31 protein-coding genes are annotated in these 16,232 nt (G+C 34.8%); 1 reads left to right on the forward strand and 30 read right to left on the reverse strand.

Annotated elements, in window-relative coordinates:
- Nucleotides 1-70 precede the first annotated feature (70 nt).
- Together FDY99_RS07935 and FDY99_RS07940 are read right to left on the reverse strand one after the other, a co-directional pair.
- Entirely contained in the window at nt 71-898 is an 828-nt protein-coding gene (locus FDY99_RS07935) for a hypothetical protein (RefSeq protein ID WP_139420568.1), read from the reverse strand.
- 5 nt (nt 899-903) lie between these two features.
- Nucleotides 904-1,536: a response regulator transcription factor gene (locus tag FDY99_RS07940; protein ID WP_139420571.1), complete on the reverse strand. Its 633-nt coding sequence runs from the start codon at nt 1,534-1,536 to the stop codon at nt 904-906.
- A gap of 170 nt (nt 1,537-1,706) precedes the next feature.
- Between FDY99_RS07940 and FDY99_RS07945 the strand changes: the two genes are divergently transcribed.
- Nucleotides 1,707-2,135: a hypothetical protein gene (locus tag FDY99_RS07945; RefSeq protein WP_139420573.1), complete on the forward strand. Its 429-nt coding sequence runs from the start codon at nt 1,707-1,709 to the stop codon at nt 2,133-2,135.
- A 57-nt stretch (nt 2,136-2,192) separates the two neighbouring features.
- Here FDY99_RS07945 and rplQ read toward each other — a convergent pair whose 3' ends face one another.
- The 28 genes from rplQ to rplC form a co-directional block, all read right to left on the reverse strand.
- A complete protein-coding gene (gene rplQ, locus FDY99_RS07950; RefSeq protein ID WP_074230973.1) occupies nt 2,193-2,711 on the reverse strand; it encodes a 50S ribosomal protein L17 in 519 nt (172 codons plus the stop codon).
- 6 nt (nt 2,712-2,717) lie between these two features.
- The gene (locus FDY99_RS07955; protein ID WP_074230972.1) at nt 2,718-3,713 is read right to left on the reverse strand and encodes a DNA-directed RNA polymerase subunit alpha; all 996 of its coding nucleotides are present in this window, start codon (nt 3,711-3,713) and stop codon (nt 2,718-2,720) included.
- A gap of 33 nt (nt 3,714-3,746) precedes the next feature.
- Nucleotides 3,747-4,355: a 30S ribosomal protein S4 gene (gene rpsD, locus FDY99_RS07960; protein WP_074230971.1), complete on the reverse strand. Its 609-nt coding sequence runs from the start codon at nt 4,353-4,355 to the stop codon at nt 3,747-3,749.
- Between the two features lie 19 nt (nt 4,356-4,374).
- Nucleotides 4,375-4,764, reverse strand: a complete 390-nt coding sequence (rpsK, locus tag FDY99_RS07965; protein WP_066679832.1) for a 30S ribosomal protein S11 — start codon at nt 4,762-4,764, stop codon at nt 4,375-4,377.
- A gap of 12 nt (nt 4,765-4,776) precedes the next feature.
- Nucleotides 4,777-5,154 carry a 30S ribosomal protein S13 gene (gene rpsM, locus FDY99_RS07970; protein WP_074230970.1) on the reverse strand — a complete coding sequence of 126 codons (378 nt, stop codon included), beginning with the start codon at nt 5,152-5,154 and terminating at the stop codon, nt 4,777-4,779.
- Nucleotides 5,155-5,157: 3 nt separating this feature from the next.
- On the reverse strand, nt 5,158-5,274 hold the full coding sequence (gene rpmJ, locus FDY99_RS07975) for a 50S ribosomal protein L36 (RefSeq protein WP_007839480.1): 117 nt from the start codon (nt 5,272-5,274) through the stop codon (nt 5,158-5,160).
- 111 nt (nt 5,275-5,385) lie between these two features.
- Complete coding sequence (infA, locus tag FDY99_RS07980; protein WP_029297754.1) at nt 5,386-5,601, reverse strand: translation initiation factor IF-1; 216 nt, start codon at nt 5,599-5,601, stop codon at nt 5,386-5,388.
- 3 nt (nt 5,602-5,604) lie between these two features.
- On the reverse strand, nt 5,605-6,984 hold the full coding sequence (gene secY / locus FDY99_RS07985; protein WP_074230969.1) for a preprotein translocase subunit SecY: 1,380 nt from the start codon (nt 6,982-6,984) through the stop codon (nt 5,605-5,607).
- Nucleotides 6,985-6,993: 9 nt separating this feature from the next.
- Entirely contained in the window at nt 6,994-7,443 is a 450-nt protein-coding gene (gene rplO / locus FDY99_RS07990; protein WP_139420575.1) for a 50S ribosomal protein L15, read from the reverse strand.
- A 19-nt stretch (nt 7,444-7,462) separates the two neighbouring features.
- Nucleotides 7,463-7,639 carry a 50S ribosomal protein L30 gene (gene rpmD, locus FDY99_RS07995; RefSeq protein ID WP_007839493.1) on the reverse strand — a complete coding sequence of 59 codons (177 nt, stop codon included), beginning with the start codon at nt 7,637-7,639 and terminating at the stop codon, nt 7,463-7,465.
- Between the two features lie 10 nt (nt 7,640-7,649).
- Nucleotides 7,650-8,171 carry a 30S ribosomal protein S5 gene (rpsE, locus tag FDY99_RS08000; protein WP_034678028.1) on the reverse strand — a complete coding sequence of 174 codons (522 nt, stop codon included), beginning with the start codon at nt 8,169-8,171 and terminating at the stop codon, nt 7,650-7,652.
- 18 nt (nt 8,172-8,189) lie between these two features.
- The gene (rplR, locus tag FDY99_RS08005) at nt 8,190-8,543 is read right to left on the reverse strand and encodes a 50S ribosomal protein L18 (protein ID WP_066679835.1); all 354 of its coding nucleotides are present in this window, start codon (nt 8,541-8,543) and stop codon (nt 8,190-8,192) included.
- A 14-nt stretch (nt 8,544-8,557) separates the two neighbouring features.
- Nucleotides 8,558-9,103 carry a 50S ribosomal protein L6 gene (gene rplF, locus FDY99_RS08010; RefSeq protein ID WP_074230966.1) on the reverse strand — a complete coding sequence of 182 codons (546 nt, stop codon included), beginning with the start codon at nt 9,101-9,103 and terminating at the stop codon, nt 8,558-8,560.
- A gap of 17 nt (nt 9,104-9,120) precedes the next feature.
- On the reverse strand, nt 9,121-9,519 hold the full coding sequence (rpsH, locus tag FDY99_RS08015; protein WP_074230965.1) for a 30S ribosomal protein S8: 399 nt from the start codon (nt 9,517-9,519) through the stop codon (nt 9,121-9,123).
- A 147-nt stretch (nt 9,520-9,666) separates the two neighbouring features.
- Nucleotides 9,667-9,936 carry a 30S ribosomal protein S14 gene (gene rpsN, locus FDY99_RS08020; protein ID WP_047442254.1) on the reverse strand — a complete coding sequence of 90 codons (270 nt, stop codon included), beginning with the start codon at nt 9,934-9,936 and terminating at the stop codon, nt 9,667-9,669.
- Between the two features lie 3 nt (nt 9,937-9,939).
- Nucleotides 9,940-10,491, reverse strand: a complete 552-nt coding sequence (rplE, locus tag FDY99_RS08025; protein WP_074230964.1) for a 50S ribosomal protein L5 — start codon at nt 10,489-10,491, stop codon at nt 9,940-9,942.
- Between the two features lie 13 nt (nt 10,492-10,504).
- On the reverse strand, nt 10,505-10,831 hold the full coding sequence (rplX, locus tag FDY99_RS08030; RefSeq protein ID WP_074230963.1) for a 50S ribosomal protein L24: 327 nt from the start codon (nt 10,829-10,831) through the stop codon (nt 10,505-10,507).
- Nucleotides 10,832-10,852: 21 nt separating this feature from the next.
- Nucleotides 10,853-11,221, reverse strand: a complete 369-nt coding sequence (gene rplN, locus FDY99_RS08035; RefSeq protein WP_034684837.1) for a 50S ribosomal protein L14 — start codon at nt 11,219-11,221, stop codon at nt 10,853-10,855.
- Between the two features lie 2 nt (nt 11,222-11,223).
- Nucleotides 11,224-11,478 carry a 30S ribosomal protein S17 gene (rpsQ, locus tag FDY99_RS08040; RefSeq protein ID WP_065400323.1) on the reverse strand — a complete coding sequence of 85 codons (255 nt, stop codon included), beginning with the start codon at nt 11,476-11,478 and terminating at the stop codon, nt 11,224-11,226.
- A 14-nt stretch (nt 11,479-11,492) separates the two neighbouring features.
- Nucleotides 11,493-11,678: a 50S ribosomal protein L29 gene (gene rpmC, locus FDY99_RS08045; protein WP_074230962.1), complete on the reverse strand. Its 186-nt coding sequence runs from the start codon at nt 11,676-11,678 to the stop codon at nt 11,493-11,495.
- A 12-nt stretch (nt 11,679-11,690) separates the two neighbouring features.
- Nucleotides 11,691-12,116, reverse strand: coding sequence for a 50S ribosomal protein L16 (rplP, locus tag FDY99_RS08050; RefSeq protein WP_050378488.1), 426 nt, complete (start codon nt 12,114-12,116; stop codon nt 11,691-11,693).
- 78 nt (nt 12,117-12,194) lie between these two features.
- Nucleotides 12,195-12,932, reverse strand: coding sequence for a 30S ribosomal protein S3 (rpsC, locus tag FDY99_RS08055; protein ID WP_074230961.1), 738 nt, complete (start codon nt 12,930-12,932; stop codon nt 12,195-12,197).
- Nucleotides 12,933-12,940: 8 nt separating this feature from the next.
- Nucleotides 12,941-13,339, reverse strand: a complete 399-nt coding sequence (gene rplV / locus FDY99_RS08060; protein WP_066679843.1) for a 50S ribosomal protein L22 — start codon at nt 13,337-13,339, stop codon at nt 12,941-12,943.
- 2 nt (nt 13,340-13,341) lie between these two features.
- Nucleotides 13,342-13,620 carry a 30S ribosomal protein S19 gene (rpsS, locus tag FDY99_RS08065; RefSeq protein ID WP_055861765.1) on the reverse strand — a complete coding sequence of 93 codons (279 nt, stop codon included), beginning with the start codon at nt 13,618-13,620 and terminating at the stop codon, nt 13,342-13,344.
- A 2-nt stretch (nt 13,621-13,622) separates the two neighbouring features.
- Nucleotides 13,623-14,444, reverse strand: a complete 822-nt coding sequence (rplB, locus tag FDY99_RS08070; RefSeq protein ID WP_074230960.1) for a 50S ribosomal protein L2 — start codon at nt 14,442-14,444, stop codon at nt 13,623-13,625.
- 22 nt (nt 14,445-14,466) lie between these two features.
- Nucleotides 14,467-14,757, reverse strand: coding sequence for a 50S ribosomal protein L23 (gene rplW, locus FDY99_RS08075; RefSeq protein ID WP_047442263.1), 291 nt, complete (start codon nt 14,755-14,757; stop codon nt 14,467-14,469).
- Between the two features lie 3 nt (nt 14,758-14,760).
- Nucleotides 14,761-15,390 (reverse strand): 50S ribosomal protein L4, encoded by a 630-nt coding sequence (gene rplD / locus FDY99_RS08080; protein ID WP_066679846.1) that lies wholly within the window; start codon nt 15,388-15,390, stop codon nt 14,761-14,763.
- Complete coding sequence (rplC, locus tag FDY99_RS08085; protein WP_074230959.1) at nt 15,381-16,007, reverse strand: 50S ribosomal protein L3; 627 nt, start codon at nt 16,005-16,007, stop codon at nt 15,381-15,383. Before rplC ends, rplD begins: the two co-directional genes overlap by 10 nt.
- Between the last annotated feature and the right edge of the window lie 225 nt (nt 16,008-16,232).

Consider the following 16,232-nt stretch of genomic DNA (forward strand, 5'->3'; position numbering starts at 1 on the left):
ATATATATTGAAACTAAAAGATTAATCAGAACTACAATTTCATACGTATTATTTAAAATATTCAATTCTATTAATTTGGAGGTGAAAGTGAATTTAAATCATAATTATCTAATCCTGAAATTATCTTATCATCTGTGTCTATTGCATCAGTCAATGTAGTTAACTGTCCAATCTCATTATTATATTTCGTTACATAATAGTTTTTACTTTTTGTTATCACAATACTGCTTGGATCTACTACTTCAGACAATTTAAATTTTAAATTTTTAAACTTTACATTTTCATATTTATCATGAGCTTTAATTACTCCTTGTTGTATACCAAAGTCTATAACATCAATACTTAGATATTCTGTATTATTTTTTGTGATGCAGTATTGATTGATATGAGGTTTAATATTTTTCTTGTAATTCTCATGCATTATAAGAAAATCATCGGGTATAATTTCTACCGTCCCAGAATTCACAGACATCATTCCATAATATTTGTCATTAATTAATTTCCCAGTCCCGTCAAAATAACCTAGCAAAATATAAAGTTTGCCATCATAAGGTTTTAAAGAAGCGTATTTACTATTTAAATTACTATCAAATTGAACAAAATAAAGCCGAATTACTGATACTTTATTATTGCTTTGAAGAAAATTACAGATTTCCAGCCATTCTTTTTTCTCTAAAATAAACTCATCACCATTCAATAATTTTTGTTTATCTAGTTCAAGAAATGTTTTCCCTTTAAATGAACTTTCCATTTTTGCAGCAACGTCAGGAGGTACTGGATCATATTGTGGCTTTAATTGGGTTATCTCTTGTAACTCTTTCAAAAATTTTTGATTTCCATTACAGCTTGTGATTAATAAAAGAATTATTACATTCAAAAGAAGTTTAATTTTTTTCATAATTTCTAGTTTTTAAAATGGTTAAATTTATTAATAGCCTCCACTTTGTTATTGACGTGAAGTTTTCTGTAGATATTTCCGACGTGTTTTTTTACGGTATCAATGCTTATAAATAGTTTATCTGCAATTTCTTTGTATAAAAGTCCTTGAGATAAAAGTTCTACGATCTCAGTCTCCCGTTTTGTAAGCTCTTCAAGATCTTTTATTTCAATTGTTTTTTTTTCAAAATGAGCTAAAACTCTTCTTGCAATTGAAAAACTCATGGGTGCACCACCATTATAGACATCGCGAATAGAGCTCAGGATTTTATCCATGCTTTCCCCTTTGATCAGATAGCCCATTGCTCCGGCTTTAAGAGAATTGAAAATCATTTCGTCATTATCAAAGCTTGTGCACATGATGAATTGTGTGTTAGGCATCTCTATCTTCAACTTTCCGATAATATCAATACCGAGAATATCCTGAAGTTGGATATCCATCATCACTACATCCGGAGAAATATTAGATAATTTTTTCAGAGCAGTATTTCCGTCAAAAAACTGAGCAATCACCTTCATATCATTTTGATAATCGATGACTTTCTTCAACGCATTGTTGTAGTTTTTTTCGTCTTCTACTATGGCGATAGAAATGCTCATATTTTTTGTTTTTGTAAAGACAAATTTCAACAGAAAACAAAACAGAAACAATTACACTTTTGTGTAATAATAGAATTTCGAGTTGAGGTTATTGGTTTGTTTTTTGTTTTTATTAAATTTAAAGAAAATTTGGCAATTAATTTAAATTAATAATATCAAAAATAAACTCAATGAAAAAAGAACTTATCCTGTCGATTGGCATCTTGATGTTTTCGCTATCAAGCTGTAAAAAATCTGAAGAAGGGAATAAAGGAATTATAAAAGCAGATTCTGCAAACACAGAAATTCTTGCTGATAATGGAGCTGTAGATTCTACGATTGCTTATAATACAGATATCAATGGCAAGAAAAGCATAAAGACAGATTATGTTTACAAAGCTACCGACAAATCTTTGGTAAAAGTGGTTTTCAACTATGATCCTAAAAACAGAACTGTTTCTATTACCAATAATAATAAAACATTCGTGTTAGAGAAATCTGAAGCGAAAGTAAATGAAACGATTTATAAAAAAGATGATATGACCGCTACTGTAAAAGGCGACAGCTTAATTATTCATCAGGGGAATAATATTATCGAACTGGAAAGAACCAAAATTTAAAGCATAAAAAAACCGTTCAGAAATCTGAACGGTTTTTTATTTATATCCGGATGAATATTATTCTCCAGCTTTTTCTTCAGTAGAATCTGTTGATTCAGCTTTAGGCTCTTCAACTTTTTCTTCTGCTACAGGAGCAGCTTCAACAGCTACTTTTGCAGTAGTAGATCTTCTACTTCTTCTTGTCGTCTTTTTCTCCTCAGCATTAGGATTGTAAAGTTCGTTGAAATCAACAAGCTCGATAAGGGCCATATCAGCAGCATCACCTTGTCTGAAACCAGTCTTGATGATTCTTGTATAACCTCCGTTTCTTTCTGCGATTTTAGGAGCTACTGTTCTGAAAAGTTCAGTAACTGCTTCTTTACTTTGAAGATATGCGAAAACAATTCTTCTATTGTGTGTAGTATCTTCTTTTGCCTTTGTTAATAGAGGCTCAACATATACTCTTAAAGCTTTCGCTTTAGCTACAGTAGTGTTGATTCTCTTATGCTCAATTAGAGAACAAGCCATATTAGAAAGTAACGCGCTTCTGTGAGAAGAAGTTCTTCCTAAGTGATTGAATTTTTTACCGTGTCTCATTATTATTTAATTATCAGCGTCTAATTTATATTTTGCAACGTCGAAACCGAAGTTAAGACCTTTTGAATGCACCAATTCTTCTAGTTCTGTCAAAGATTTTTTACCAAAATTTCTGAATTTCATCAAATCAGACTTACTATAAGAAACAAGCTCACCTAGAGTTTCTACTTCAGCTGCTTTCAGACAGTTTAGGGCTCTTACAGAAAGATCCATATCTGCTAATTTAGACTTAAGTAGTTGTCTTGTGTGAAGTGTCTCTTCATCGTATTGGATAGATGCTTTCACAGCTTCAGTCTCCAGCGTGATTCTCTCATCAGAGAACAACATGAAGTGATAAATTAATATCTTAGAAGCTTCAGTTAAAGCATTCTGAGGGCTTATTGAGCCATCAGTTTCTATATCCAAAACCAATTTTTCGTAGTCTGTTTTTTGCTCTACACGGTAATTTTCAATACTATACTGTACTTTTTTGATCGGCGTAAAGATAGAATCAATAGCAATAGTACCTACAGGTGCATTGTTTGATTTGTTTTGTTCAGAAGGAACGTATCCTCTTCCCTTTTCTATATTAAACGTGATTTCAAAAGTAACATCAGAGTTTAGGTTACAGATCATCAAATCTGGATTCAAGATTTCAAATCCGTTGATAGACTGTCCTAAATCTCCAGCAGTAATTACAGTTTGACCAGAAACTTTAGCAACTACCTGCTCTGAAGCTTGGTTTTCTGCTGTAGCTTTAAGTCTTACTTGCTTAAGGTTAAGAATAATCTCGGTAACGTCTTCAATTACTCCTGGGATAGTTGAAAATTCGTGCTCTACACCTTCTATTTTGATAGATGAAATAGCGTATCCTTCCAGAGAAGAAAGCAACACTCTTCTCAAAGCATTACCGATTGTAAGCCCGAAACCTGGTTCTAAAGGACGAAATTCGAATTGACCTTTAAATTCATCAGAGTTAAGTAGAATTACTTTATCGGGTTTTATGAATTGTAAAATTGCCATATTGTTGGGTTGAGCAAAAAATTGATTAAAAAATTATTTAGAGTAAAGTTCGACGATAAGCTGTTCCTTGATGTCTTCCGGGATTTGGATTCTTTCAGGAGCAGAAATGAAGGTACCTTCTTTTTTCTCGTCGTTGAATTGTAACCACTCATAGTTTGCTTTTGATGCCAAAGCATCAGCAACAACCTCTAGAGACTTAGATTTTTCTCTTACAGCGATTACATCACCAGCTTTTACTAAATAAGATGGAATGTTAAGGATCTCACCATTTACAGTAATGTGTCTGTGAGAAGTTAATTGTCTTGCACCAGATCTAGTTTTAGCAAAACCTAATCTGTAAACAACGTTATCCAATCTTGATTCGCAAAGTTGTAATAGAACTTCACCTGTTACACCTTTACTTCTGTGAGCTTTTTCAAAAAGGTTAGCAAATTGTCTTTCTAAAATACCGTAAGTATATTTAGCTTTTTGCTTTTCCATTAACTGAACAGCATATTCAGATTTCTTTGCTCCTCTTCTTTTGTTAGGACCGTGTTGTCCTGGCGGTTGGTTTTTTCTTTTCTCGAAGTTTTTATCATCTCCGTAGATTGCAGCACCAAACTTTCTAGCAATCTTAGTTTTAGGTCCAATATATCTTGCCATAATGGGTAAATTCTAAAAATTAAACTCTTCTTCTTTTCGGTGGTCTACATCCATTGTGTGGCATAGGAGTAACGTCAATAATTTCGCTAACTTCGATACCTGAATTGTGAATAGTTCTGATAGCAGATTCTCTACCTGCACCTGGACCTTTCACATACACCTTTACTCTTCTAAGACCCGCTTCGTGAGCTACAGTAGAGCAATTTTCTGCTGCCATTTGAGCAGCAAAAGGAGTGTTCTTTTTAGAACCTCTGAACCCCATTTTACCGGCAGATGCCCAAGAGATAACCTCTCCGCTTTTATTTGTTAAAGAAATGATGATGTTATTGAAAGAAGCTTGAATATGCGCTTCTCCTATAGCCTCAACTTTTACTTTTCTTTTTTTAACTACTTTAGTTTGTTTTGCCATAATTCCTAACGATTATTTACTTGCTTTTTTCTTGTTAGCAACAGTTTTTCTCTTTCCTTTACGGGTTCTAGAGTTGTTTTTCGTTCTCTGGCCTCTTAAAGGTAGTCCTAGTCTGTGACGTATTCCTCGTTGGCATCCTATGTCCATCAATCTCTTGATGTTCAATTGCACTTCAGATCTAAGCTCTCCTTCCACTTTAATGTTTTCTGAGATATAGTTTCTGATTGCAGCCAATTCATCGTCATTCCATTCGTTGACTTTCTTGTCTTCGCTGATACCGGCAGCCTTAAGGATTTCAGAAGAAGTACTTCTTCCAACTCCATAGATATAAGTTAAACCGATAACACCTCTTTTGTTTTTTGGTAAATCAATACCTGAAATTCTCGCCATAATTTAGCCTTGTCTTTGTTTAAATTTTGGGTTTTTCTTGTTGATTACAAATAGAACGCCTTTTCTACGAACGATTTTGCAATCAGCACTTCTTTTTTTAATTGATGCTCTAACTTTCATTTGAAATATTTATATTTTTTCAATAACCAAATAAAATCTACGATTTCATTTGAAAATATTTATTTTCAACAAGAGCCAAATGGAGATCCGAAGATTCCATTTGGCGTTTGTTTAATATCTAAATGTAATTCTCCCCTTTGAAAGATCGTAAGGAGACATTTCTAATTTTACCTTATCACCAGGTAATAGTTTAATATAATGCATACGCATTTTACCAGAGATATGAGCAATAAGTACATGCCCATTTTCTAGTTCTACACGGAACTGAGCGTTCGAAAGTGCTTCCGTTATAACGCCATCTTGTTCGATATGTTTTTGTTTTGCCATAAATTAATATCCAGTCGATCTTGATAATTTAGACTGCATTAAGCCATCATAATGATGATTCAGCAGATAAGTGTTAATCTGTTGAACAGTATCTAATACTACCCCAACCATAATTAGCAACGAAGTTCCCCCAAAAAATAGGGCGAACGCATCTGTCTGAACAAGACTTCCATGCACTATTGCTGGAAGGACTGCAAAGATAGATAAAAATATCGCACCTGGCAAGGTAATTTTTGATAAAATATCATCTAGGTAATCAGCAGTCTCTTTACCGGGTCTTACTTTAGGTACCAAACCGCCATTTCTCTTAAGATCATCGGCCATTTGGTTTACCGGAATTGTAATTGCGGTATAGAAAAATGAAAAGATAATAATTAATAGCGCAAACAATACGTTGTATTGCCAGCTAAAAACATTTTTGAAACCTGCAAGAAAAGTATTAGACTCATCTACTTTGGTCAACAAACCAGGTACGAACATCAATGCCTGAGCAAAGATAATCGGCATTACACCGGCTGCATTAACTTTTAGCGGAATCCACTGTCTCGCTCCTTGCATTAGATTTCTATTTACACCTCCTCTTGCTTGAGCTCTGCTTACATACTGAATAGGGATTTTTCTTACCGCAACAGATAATACTACTGCTAAAAGAACCACCAACATCCAGAATATTACTTCAATCATAATCATGATAGAACCTAATCCTCCTTTTCCGTTTTGTACTGCAATTTCTTGTACAAATGCTTCTGGTAATCTAGATAAAATACCTACCATAATAAGGATAGAAATACCATTTCCAATACCTTTATCGGTAATTTTTTCACCTAACCACATTGCAAATACAGAACCTGCAACCAAGATAACAATACTTGGTAACCAGAACATAATAGAGTTTGGATCTATAAAGTATGCAGACTGGAACTGAGCATATGGTAAGAACAACTGAGTAATAGAAGTTAAATAAGAAGGTGCCTGTACAAGACAAACCCCAATGGTTAACCATCTAGTAATTTGATTCAATGTGTTTCTACCAGACTCTCCGTCTTTTTGAAGTTTCTGAAGATAAGGAATTGCCATCCCCATCAACTGAACAATAATAGAAGCAGAAATATAAGGCATGATACCCAACGCCATTACAGAAGCGTGGCTGAAAGCTCCTCCTGTAAACGACGAAAGCAAGCCAAGGAGACCTGCTCCTTGCTTGTTACCGCCTTGATTTTTATAATGCTCTAAGAGATCTCCTACTTCTGCAAGGTTAATCGCAGGTAAAGAGATAAAAGATGCGAATCTATACACAAGGATAATCCCTAAAGTAAATAGAATTTTATCTCTAAGTTCCTTAAGACTCCAAATATTTTTGAGGGTTTGTATAAATTCTTTCATTAGTAATTATTATAAGGTAATTGCTTTTCCACCTGCTTTAGCAATAAGCTCTTCAGCAGATTTAGTGAATTTGTCAGCAGTAATTGAAATCGCAGACTTCAATTCTCCTCTCCCCATAATTTTCACTATTTCATTTTTAGTAGCTAGACCGTGCTGTACCAAAACTTCTTTTGTAATATCTCCTGTTACAGAATTATTTTCAATTAAAATTTGGATATCATCAAGATTAATAGCTCTATATTCTTTTCTGTTTACGTTTTTGAAACCGAATTTAGGTAATCTTCTTTGCAAAGGCATCTGTCCTCCTTCAAAACCGATTTTCTGAGAATAACCAGCTCTTGCTTTCTGACCTTTGTGACCTTTTGTAGAAGTACCTCCTTTTCCACTACCTTGTCCTCTACCAATTCTTTTAGAACTAAATGTAGAACCTGCAGCAGGCTTTATGTTGTTTAAATTCATTTTAAAATTATTTTAAAAATTATTTTTGAACTTCAAGTAAGTGACTAACTGCAGCTATCATTCCTAAAATAGAAGGAGTAGCTTCGTGCTCTACAACTTGGTGAAGTTTCTTAAATCCTAATGCTTCAAGCGTTCTCTTTTGGGTTTTTGTTCTACCAATAGCGCTTCTTACTTGCTTTACTTTAATTGTTGCCATTGTTTATTTATTAACCGTTAAACACTTTAGTTAGAGAAACTCCTCTCATTCTTGCAATTTCTTCTGGTCTTCTGATGTCTAACAATGCTTTGAAAGTTGCCTTTACTACATTGTGAGGGTTTGAAGATCCTTTAGATTTTGAAAGGATATCGTGAATACCAGCAGATTCTAATACCGCTCTTACCGCACCACCTGCGATAAGACCTGTACCGTGAGAAGCAGGTCTCAAGAAGATATCTGCACCACCGTATCTTGCAGTAGTCTGGTGAGGGATAGTATGGTTCATTACAGGAACTTTTACTAAGTTTTTCTTAGCATCTTCTACCGCCTTAGCAATAGCAGAAGCAACTTCCTTAGATTTTCCTAAACCAAAACCGATAGTTCCAGCTTCGTCTCCTACAACAACAATTGCAGAAAATCCGAAAGCTCTACCTCCTTTAGTTACTTTTGTTACTCTATTAACAGCTACGAGACGATCTTTAAGTTCTAATCCTCCCGGTTTTACTCTTTCTATATTATCTAGTCCTAACATATTTCCGAAATTTAATGATTAGAATTTAAGTCCTCCTTCTCTCGCACCATCAGCTAGAGCCTTAACTCTTCCGTGATATACGAATCCGTTTCTATCAAATACAATAGTTTCGATTCCTGCAGCAAGAGCTTTAGCAGCGATTGCTTTACCTACAGCAGCAGAAACTTCACTTTTTGTTCCGTTAGCGTCTACTCCTTTCTCTCTAGAAGAAGCTGAAGCTAAAGTTTTTCCGTCTTTATCGTCGATTAACTGAGCGTAAATTTCCTTATTACTCTTATATACAGATAATCTTGGCAAATCAGCAGATCCAGAGATTTTTCCTCTTACTCTTCTTTTGATTCTTATTCTTTTTTCTAATTTACTTAGTGCCATTTTCTTAAATTTTATTAAGCAGATTTACCAGCTTTACGTCTTACAATTTCTCCTACGAATTTCACACCTTTTCCTTTGTATGGCTCAGGTTTTCTGAAAGATCTGATCTTTGCAGCTACCATCCCTAGAAGTTGGTTGTCGTGAGACGTTAAAGTAATAATTGGGTTTTTACCTTTTTCAGTCAATGTATCAACTTTCACTTCGCTAGGAAGTTCTAAAACGATACCGTGAGAGAATCCTAAAGCTAACTCAAGTTTTTGACCTGCATGAGAAGCTCTGTATCCTACCCCTACTAATTCTAGTTTCTTTTCGAAACCAGTGTTTACACCAACGATCATATTAGCGATTAACGCTCTGTATAAACCGTGAAGTGCTCTGTGTTGTTTAGCATCAGATGGTCTGTTAACAGTTAACGTACCTTCGTTTTGCTCAATTGTAATTCCTTCTGTAAGCTCCTGAGAAAGTTCTCCTTTAGGACCTTTTACTGTAACTACACCTTCTTTTTCAGAAACTGTGATACCAGCTGGAATTGTTATAATTGCTTTACCAATTCTTGACATTTTCCTTTGATTAAAAATTAATAAACATAGCAGATTACTTCACCGCCTACTTTCTCTTCTCTAGCTTTCTTGTCAGTCATTACTCCTTTAGAAGTAGAGATGATAGAAATACCCAAACCGTTTAGTACTCTTGGAAGTTCACCTGAACCTTTGTACTGTCTCAAACCTGGTCTAGAAGCTCTTTGGATAGATTTAATAGCTGGTTTGTTGGTTTGCTTATCGTACTTCAAAGCGATTTTGATGTTTCCTTGAACAGCGTTCTCTTCAAACTTAAAGTTTAAGATATACCCTTGATCAAATAAAATCTTTGTAATCTCCTTTTTGATTTTCGATGCAGGAATTTCCACCACTTTGTGGCCTGCGCTTTGTGCGTTCCTTACTCTAGTTAGGAAATCTGAAATTGGATCTGTTACCATTTCTTTGTTTTAAATTATTGGTTAAAGAACAATCAGTTTTGAAAAGACTTGAAGATTAAAATATCAGACTTCAGAAAATCTTAGGTCTGATATTTATTTCTTTAGTATCTCGACAACTTAATTGTCCCGATTTTTAATTAGTAATTATTACCAACTAGCTTTTTTCACTCCCGGGATAAGACCGTTGTTGGCCATTTCTCTGAAAGTTACTCTTGAAATACCGAAAGTTCTCATGTAACCTCTTGGTCTACCTGTTAATTTACATCTGTTGTGTAATCTTACAGGTGAAGCGTTTTTTGGTAATTTTTGAAGTCCTTCATAATCACCTGCTTCTTTAAGAGCCTTTCTTTTTTCAGCGTATTTAGCTACAGTAGCTTCTCTTTTGCGCTCACGCGCTTTCATTGATTCTTTAGCCATTTCTTAGTTCTTTTTGAATGGTAAACCGAAGTGAGTTAATAATGCTTTAGCTTCTTTGTCTGTTTTCGCAGTAGTAACGAAAGTAATGTCCATCCCTTGGATTTTCTTTACTTTGTCGATTGCGATCTCAGGGAAGATAATCTGCTCAGTAATACCTAAGTTATAGTTACCTCTACCGTCGAAACCATCAGCTTTGATACCAGAAAAATCTCTGATACGTGGCAAAGCAGAAGAAGTTAATCTGTCTAAGAATTCGTACATTTTTGTAGCTCTAAGAGTTACCTTAGCACCTACAGGCATACCTTTTCTTAATTTGAAAGCAGCTTCATCTTTCTTAGAGATAGTACCAACAGCCTTTTGACCAGTGATATTTGTAAGTTCTTCTACAGCATAATCGATGATCTTTTTATCAGCAGTAGCGTCTCCTAAACCTTGAGATAAAATAATTTTCTCTAGTCTTGGTACTTGCATTACTGATTTGTATCCGAATTCTTCCATCATTGCAGGAACAATCGTTTCTTTATATGCTTTTTTGGGTCTTGCTATATATTCCATGTGTTATTTAAAATTATAAAGTTTCACCCGTTTTTTTGTTGATTCTTACTTTCTTATCTCCTTCGATTTTGTAACCGATTTTGATAGCTTTTCCGTCTTTACCAACTAAAGCTACGTTTGAGATATGAAGAGAAGCTTCCTTTTCAGTAATTCCTCCTTGAGGATTTGAAGCTGAAGGCTTAACGTGTTTTTTAACGATGTTAAGTCCTGCAACGATTACTCTAGGGTCTTTTCCTTCTTTTTTGATCACTTCAATAACTTCACCAGTTTTACCTTTGATATCTTTTTTACCAGTAGTAATGATTACGTTATCTCCTCTTTTTATTTTTAACTTTGACATTTCTTTTAAAAATTTTTAAAATTAAAGTACTTCAGGAGCTAATGAAATGATTTTCATATATTCTTTGTCTCTCAACTCACGAGCAACCGGTCCGAAAACACGTGTTCCTCTCATTTCTCCTCCAGCGTTTAGTAAAACACAAGCATTGTCTTCGAATTTGATGTATGAACCATCTTTTCTTCTCACTGCTTTTTTAGTTCTTACTACAACTGCTTTAGATACCTGACCTTTTTTTGCGTTTCCTGATGGTGTAGAATCTTTAATAGTAACTACGATTTTATCACCAACTGAAGCATATCTTCTTCTGGTTCCTCCCAGAACTCTAATAACTAGTACTTCTTTTGCACCTGTGTTATCAGCAACTTTTAATCTTGATTCTGTTTGTAACATTATTACTTAGCTTTTTCAATGATTCTTACTAATCTCCATCTCTTACTCTTGCTTAAAGGTCTAGTTTCTTGGATAAGAACTGTATCTCCTTCTGCGCATTCGTTGTTTTCGTCGTGTGCAGTATATTTTTTCGTTTTCAAAACGAATTTACCGTACATCGGGTGTTTTACTCTAGTCGTTTCACTAACAACAATAGTTTTTTCCATTTTATTGCTGGAAACCACTCCGATTCTTTCTTTTCTTAAATTTCTATCCATTGTAAAAAGGAATATTATTGTTTGTTAGTTAACTCAGTATTTAATCTTGCGATTGTTTTTCTTAAATCTCTGATTTGGATCGGATTTTCAAGTGGACTGATTTTGTGAGCCAATTTCATTTTTGAAAATTGAGCTTTAGCTTCAGTCAATTTAGCTTGAACATCTTCAAGGCTTAGATTTTTAATTTCAGCTTGTTTCATAATATTCAGAGATTAAAGAGGTTTAACAAAATCGTTAGCAACTACAAATTTGGTAACTACCGGTAATTTTTGTGCAGCAAGTCTTAAAGCTTCTTTAGCGATCTCGTAAGATACTCCTCCAACTTCAAACATAATTTTACCTGGCTTTACTACAGCTACCCAATATTCCACAGCACCTTTACCTTTACCCATACGTACTTCCGCTGGTTTTTTAGTAATTGGCTTATCTGGGAAGATTTTGATCCATAGTTGACCTTCTCTCTTCATATATCTTGTTGCAGCGATACGTGCAGCTTCAATTTGTCTTGCAGTGATCCAAGCACCTTCTGTTGCTTTGATTCCGAAAGTTCCATAAGCAAGTTGATTACCTCTTTGAGCAATCCCCTTCATTTTCATCTTATGAACTCTACGGAATTTGGTTCTTTTTGGTTGTAACATAATTTCTTAAATTTTAGATTTTAGAATTTAGATTTTAAAAAAGTAACGGTCATTTAAAAACTATCCTCTAAAATTTTTTTAATTATTTTTTTTATCTCTTGAAGGTCTTCTGTTATCTCTATCTCCTCTGTTTCCACCTCCTGAAGGACCACCTTTCTTCTGTTGTCCTACTAATGGCATAAGATCTCTCTTACCGTAAACTTCTCCTTTCATGATCCAAACTTTAACTCCTAACTTACCGTACTGAGTTAATGCCTCACCGATATGATAGTCGATATCTGCTCTGAAAGTAGACAATGGGATTCTTCCGTCTTTGAAAGACTCAGATCTTGCCATTTCAGCACCGTTCAATCTACCAGAGATTTGAACTTTGATACCTTCAGCACCCATTCTCATTGTAGAAGCGATAGCCATTTTTACAGCTCTTCTGTAAGAGATTCTGTTTTCGATTTGCTTAGCGATACTGTCTGCAACTAATACTGCGTCAAGCTCAGGTCTTTTGATTTCGAAAATGTTGATTTGAATATCCTTTTTAGTAAGTTTCTTCAATTCTTCTTTTAACTTGTCAACTTCCTGACCTCCTTTACCGATGATAAGTCCCGGTCTAGCAGTAGTGATTGTTACAGTTACTAATTTAAGTGTTCTTTCAATATAGATTTTTGAAATTCCACCTTTAGATAATCTTGCTTCAAGGTATCTTCTGATTTTGTAGTCTTCAGCGATTCTATCACCGTAGTTTTTACCACCAAACCAGTTTGAATCCCATCCTCTGATGATACCTAATCTGTTACCAATTGGATTTGTCTTCTGTCCCATACCTTGAATTAATTTTCTTTTGTTCCTAAGATTAGTGTAATGTGGTTTGATCTTTTTCTGATTCTGTACCCTCTACCTTGTGGAGCTGGTCTTAGTCTCTTCAATTGTCTTGCACTGTCTACAAAAATTTCTTTAACGATAAGGTTAGCTTCTTCGATATCTGCACCTTCGTTCTTAGATTGCCAGTTAGCCATCGCAGAAAGAAGTACTTTCTCTAATTTGTTTGAAGCGTCTTTTTTCGAATATTTTAGGATGCTTAAAGCTTTTTCAACTTCTACCCCTCTGATGATATCAGCTACTAATCTCATCTTTCTTGGAGATGAAGGGCAATCATTGTGTAATGCTTTTACTACATCTTGATTTGTTAATTTACGTGCTAATGCACTTTCTCTTTTTCTTGATCCCATGATTATCTGCTTCCTTTGTTTTTGTTACCACCATGACCTCTGAAAGATCTTGTTGGAGAAAATTCGCCTAGCTTATGACCAACCATGTTTTCTGTAACGTAAACCGGGATAAAAGATTTCCCGTTGTGTACAGCAATAGTTTGTCCTACAAAGTCTGGAGAGATCATAGATGCTCTAGACCAAGTTTTGATAACAGTCTTCTTACCAGACTCTACATTTGCCTGAACCTTCTTATCTAAAGTATGATGAATGAATGGTCCTTTTTTAAGTGATCTTGCCATAATTATTTTCTTTTAGATACGATGTAACGGTTAGACACTTTGTTTTTCTTTCTAGTTTTGTAACCTTTAGATGGCATACCGTTTCTAGATCTTGGGTGACCTCCAGAAGAACGTCCTTCACCACCTCCCATTGGGTGATCTACAGGGTTCATTACTACTGGTCTTGTTCTTGGTCTTCTACCTAACCATCTGCTTCTACCAGCCTTACCTGATACAGTTAACTGGTGATCAGAGTTAGATACAGATCCAATCATTGCATAACACTCAGTAAGGATCATTCTAGATTCTCCTGAAGGCAATTTGATGATTGCATATTTTCCGTCTCTTGAAGTCAACTGAGCTGAAGAACCAGCACTTCTTGCTAAAATAGCACCTTGTCCAGGCTTCATTTCAACACAAGAAATTACAGTACCCAATGGAATGTTTTTCAATTTCATTGCGTTACCGATGTTCGGTTCTACGCTTTCGCCAGAAATAATTTTTTGGTCAACTTTGATTCCGTTTGGAGCGATGATATATCTCTTCTCTCCGTCTGCATACTCCACTAAAGCGATGAAAGCAGTTCTGTTTGGATCGTACTCTACAGTTTTTACCGTTGCTTCAACATCATGCTTGTTTCTTTTGAAGTCGATAATTCTGTATTTCTTTTTGTGTCCACCTCCGGTGTAACGCATGGTCATTTTACCAGTTTGGTTACGTCCACCTGACTTACTAATACCAACAGTTAGAGATTTCTCTGGTTTGTTGGTAGTAATTTCCTCAAAATTGTTTACAATTCTGAATCTCTGTCCTGGGGTGATAGGTTTTAATTTTCTAACAGACATTACTATTATTTATAATTAATAATTAATTTACAGCAAAAATATCGATTACTTCCCCTTCAGCAAGAGTGATAACCGCTTTTTTCAATTTGTTTGTCTTTCCTACTTGAAGACCTTTTTTCGTGTATTTCGAAGAAACTTTAGGCGCATAAATCATGGTTCTAACGTCTGCTACTTTCACACCGTAAGCTTGCTCTATTGCATTTTTAATCTGGATTTTATTCGCCTTAGGTTGTACTAAGAAAGAATAAGCACCTCTTAAATCTGTAAGATAGTTAGCTTTTTCTGAAATAACTGGTTTAATAATTAGTGACATGATTTATTTCTTTAAATTTTCCTGGAATTTTTCAACTGCACCTTCTAAGAAAACGATCTCACCTGCATTGATTAAGTCATAAGAAGAAATTTCGTTGAATTTCATAACTTTAGTCTTAGGTAAGTTTCTTGAAGATAAATATACGTTCTTGTTAGTATCAGCCAAAATGAATAGAGACTTCTTGTCATTCAATGCCAAAGCATTCAATACCGTGATGAAATCTTTAGTTTTAGGAGCAGCAATGCTTAAACCTTCAACAATTCTGATGCTGTTATCTCTCATTTTCTGAGAAAGAACAGATTTTTTAGCTAATCTCTTAAGAGCTTTATTCAATTTGAATCTGTAGTCTCTTGGCTTAGGACCGAATACTCTACCTCCACCTCTAAAAGTAGGAGATTTAATATCACCGTATCTAGCAGAACCAGATCCTTTTTGCTTCTTAAGTTTTTTAGTAGAAGCAGTAATTTCGCTTCTTTCTTTTGATTTATGAGTACCTTGACGCTGTGCAGCAAGATATTGTTTTACTTCTAAGTAAACCGCGTGCTTGTTTGGCTCAATTCCGAAGATAGATTCGTCTAGAGTTACTTTCTTTCCGGTTTCTTTTCCTGATGTATTTAATACTACTAATTCCATTTTCTGATAATTACATAAGAATTTTTAGCTCCCGGAACAGCACCTTTTACTACTAAAAGATTTTGTTCTTGATCCACTTTTAATACTTGAAGGTTTTGTACAGTTACCTGCTTACCTCCCATTCTACCTGCCATTCTCATTCCTTTGAATACTCTTGAAGGATCCGATCCAGCACCGATAGAACCTGGAGCTCTAAGTCTGTTGTGCTGACCATGAGTAGCTTGCATTACACCTCCAAAACCGTGTCTTTTAACAACACCTTGGAAACCTTTACCTTTTGAAGTTCCTGTTACGTCAACATATTCACCTTCTGTGAACAAATCAACTTTTACTTCTTCTCCTACCTTTACTTCGTCTACGAATTCTCTGTAGAATTCTACCAACTTAGCTTTAGGAGCAGAACCAGCCTTTTTAAAATGGCCAGCTAACGCTTTACCAACGTTCTTTTCACTCTTGTCATCGAAACCTAACTGAACAGATTTGTATCCGTCCTTTTCAATGGTTCTGACCTGTAAAACTGAGCAAGGACCTGCCTGAATAACGGTACACGGCATATTTTTGCCGTTTTCGTCAAACAGAGAAGTCATCCCAATTTTTTTTCCAATAATACCTGACATTATTTATATAATATGTTATAAAATTTTCTTGTATTCACTTTCATTTTTCGAGTGCTCAAGTAATTACCAAGTTTGAATTGGGCATACTCCTCCCCTAAAATGAGTGTGCAAATGTATGAATAAAATTTAATTTGACAAATATTTCTTGCAAAATATTTTGATTTTTAATCATTTAGAGATTTGCACAGATTTTGAAAAGAATTTCTTCTGAATAATTTTTTAATT

The sequence above is a fragment of the Chryseobacterium mulctrae genome (genome assembly GCF_006175945.1).
Lineage (GTDB): Bacteria > Bacteroidota > Bacteroidia > Flavobacteriales > Weeksellaceae > Chryseobacterium > Chryseobacterium mulctrae.

Excerpts from the sequence above, each read along its gene's own strand:
- FDY99_RS07935 (WP_139420568.1), bottom strand. The coding sequence starts at position 898 with ATGAAAAAAATTAAACTTCTTTTGAATGTAATAATTCTTTTATTAATC.
- FDY99_RS07940 (WP_139420571.1), bottom strand. The coding sequence starts at position 1,536 with ATGAGCATTTCTATCGCCATAGTAGAAGACGAAAAAAACTACAACAAT.
- FDY99_RS07945 (WP_139420573.1), top strand. The coding sequence starts at position 1,707 with ATGAAAAAAGAACTTATCCTGTCGATTGGCATCTTGATGTTTTCGCTA.
- rplQ (WP_074230973.1), bottom strand. The coding sequence starts at position 2,711 with ATGAGACACGGTAAAAAATTCAATCACTTAGGAAGAACTTCTTCTCAC.
- FDY99_RS07955 (WP_074230972.1), bottom strand. The coding sequence starts at position 3,713 with ATGGCAATTTTACAATTCATAAAACCCGATAAAGTAATTCTACTTAAC.
- rpsD (WP_074230971.1), bottom strand. The coding sequence starts at position 4,355 with ATGGCAAGATATATTGGACCTAAAACTAAGATTGCTAGAAAGTTTGGT.
- rpsK (WP_066679832.1), bottom strand. The coding sequence starts at position 4,764 with ATGGCAAAACAAACTAAAGTAGTTAAAAAAAGAAAAGTAAAAGTTGAG.
- rpsM (WP_074230970.1), bottom strand. The coding sequence starts at position 5,154 with ATGGCGAGAATTTCAGGTATTGATTTACCAAAAAACAAAAGAGGTGTT.
- rpmJ (WP_007839480.1), bottom strand. The coding sequence starts at position 5,274 with ATGAAAGTTAGAGCATCAATTAAAAAAAGAAGTGCTGATTGCAAAATC.
- infA (WP_029297754.1), bottom strand. The coding sequence starts at position 5,601 with ATGGCAAAACAAAAACATATCGAACAAGATGGCGTTATAACGGAAGCA.
- secY (WP_074230969.1), bottom strand. The coding sequence starts at position 6,984 with ATGAAAGAATTTATACAAACCCTCAAAAATATTTGGAGTCTTAAGGAA.
- rplO (WP_139420575.1), bottom strand. The coding sequence starts at position 7,443 with ATGAATTTAAACAACATAAAGCCTGCTGCAGGTTCTACATTTAGTTCT.
- rpmD (WP_007839493.1), bottom strand. The coding sequence starts at position 7,639 with ATGGCAACAATTAAAGTAAAGCAAGTAAGAAGCGCTATTGGTAGAACA.
- rpsE (WP_034678028.1), bottom strand. The coding sequence starts at position 8,171 with ATGTTAGGACTAGATAATATAGAAAGAGTAAAACCGGGAGGATTAGAA.
- rplR (WP_066679835.1), bottom strand. The coding sequence starts at position 8,543 with ATGGCACTAAGTAAATTAGAAAAAAGAATAAGAATCAAAAGAAGAGTA.
- rplF (WP_074230966.1), bottom strand. The coding sequence starts at position 9,103 with ATGTCAAGAATTGGTAAAGCAATTATAACAATTCCAGCTGGTATCACA.
- rpsH (WP_074230965.1), bottom strand. The coding sequence starts at position 9,519 with ATGGTAACAGATCCAATTTCAGATTTCCTAACTAGAGTAAGGAACGCA.
- rpsN (WP_047442254.1), bottom strand. The coding sequence starts at position 9,936 with ATGGCTAAAGAATCAATGAAAGCGCGTGAGCGCAAAAGAGAAGCTACT.
- rplE (WP_074230964.1), bottom strand. The coding sequence starts at position 10,491 with ATGGAATATATAGCAAGACCCAAAAAAGCATATAAAGAAACGATTGTT.
- rplX (WP_074230963.1), bottom strand. The coding sequence starts at position 10,831 with ATGTCAAAGTTAAAAATAAAAAGAGGAGATAACGTAATCATTACTACT.
- rplN (WP_034684837.1), bottom strand. The coding sequence starts at position 11,221 with ATGTTACAAACAGAATCAAGATTAAAAGTTGCTGATAACACAGGTGCA.
- rpsQ (WP_065400323.1), bottom strand. The coding sequence starts at position 11,478 with ATGGATAGAAATTTAAGAAAAGAAAGAATCGGAGTGGTTTCCAGCAAT.
- rpmC (WP_074230962.1), bottom strand. The coding sequence starts at position 11,678 with ATGAAACAAGCTGAAATTAAAAATCTAAGCCTTGAAGATGTTCAAGCT.
- rplP (WP_050378488.1), bottom strand. The coding sequence starts at position 12,116 with ATGTTACAACCAAAAAGAACCAAATTCCGTAGAGTTCATAAGATGAAA.
- rpsC (WP_074230961.1), bottom strand. The coding sequence starts at position 12,932 with ATGGGACAGAAGACAAATCCAATTGGTAACAGATTAGGTATCATCAGA.
- rplV (WP_066679843.1), bottom strand. The coding sequence starts at position 13,339 with ATGGGATCAAGAAAAAGAGAAAGTGCATTAGCACGTAAATTAACAAAT.
- rpsS (WP_055861765.1), bottom strand. The coding sequence starts at position 13,620 with ATGGCAAGATCACTTAAAAAAGGACCATTCATTCATCATACTTTAGAT.
- rplB (WP_074230960.1), bottom strand. The coding sequence starts at position 14,444 with ATGTCTGTTAGAAAATTAAAACCTATCACCCCAGGACAGAGATTCAGA.
- rplW (WP_047442263.1), bottom strand. The coding sequence starts at position 14,757 with ATGTCACTAATTATTAAACCAGTTATTTCAGAAAAAGCTAACTATCTT.
- rplD (WP_066679846.1), bottom strand. The coding sequence starts at position 15,390 with ATGGAATTAGTAGTATTAAATACATCAGGAAAAGAAACCGGAAAGAAA.
- rplC (WP_074230959.1), bottom strand. The coding sequence starts at position 16,007 with ATGTCAGGTATTATTGGAAAAAAAATTGGGATGACTTCTCTGTTTGAC.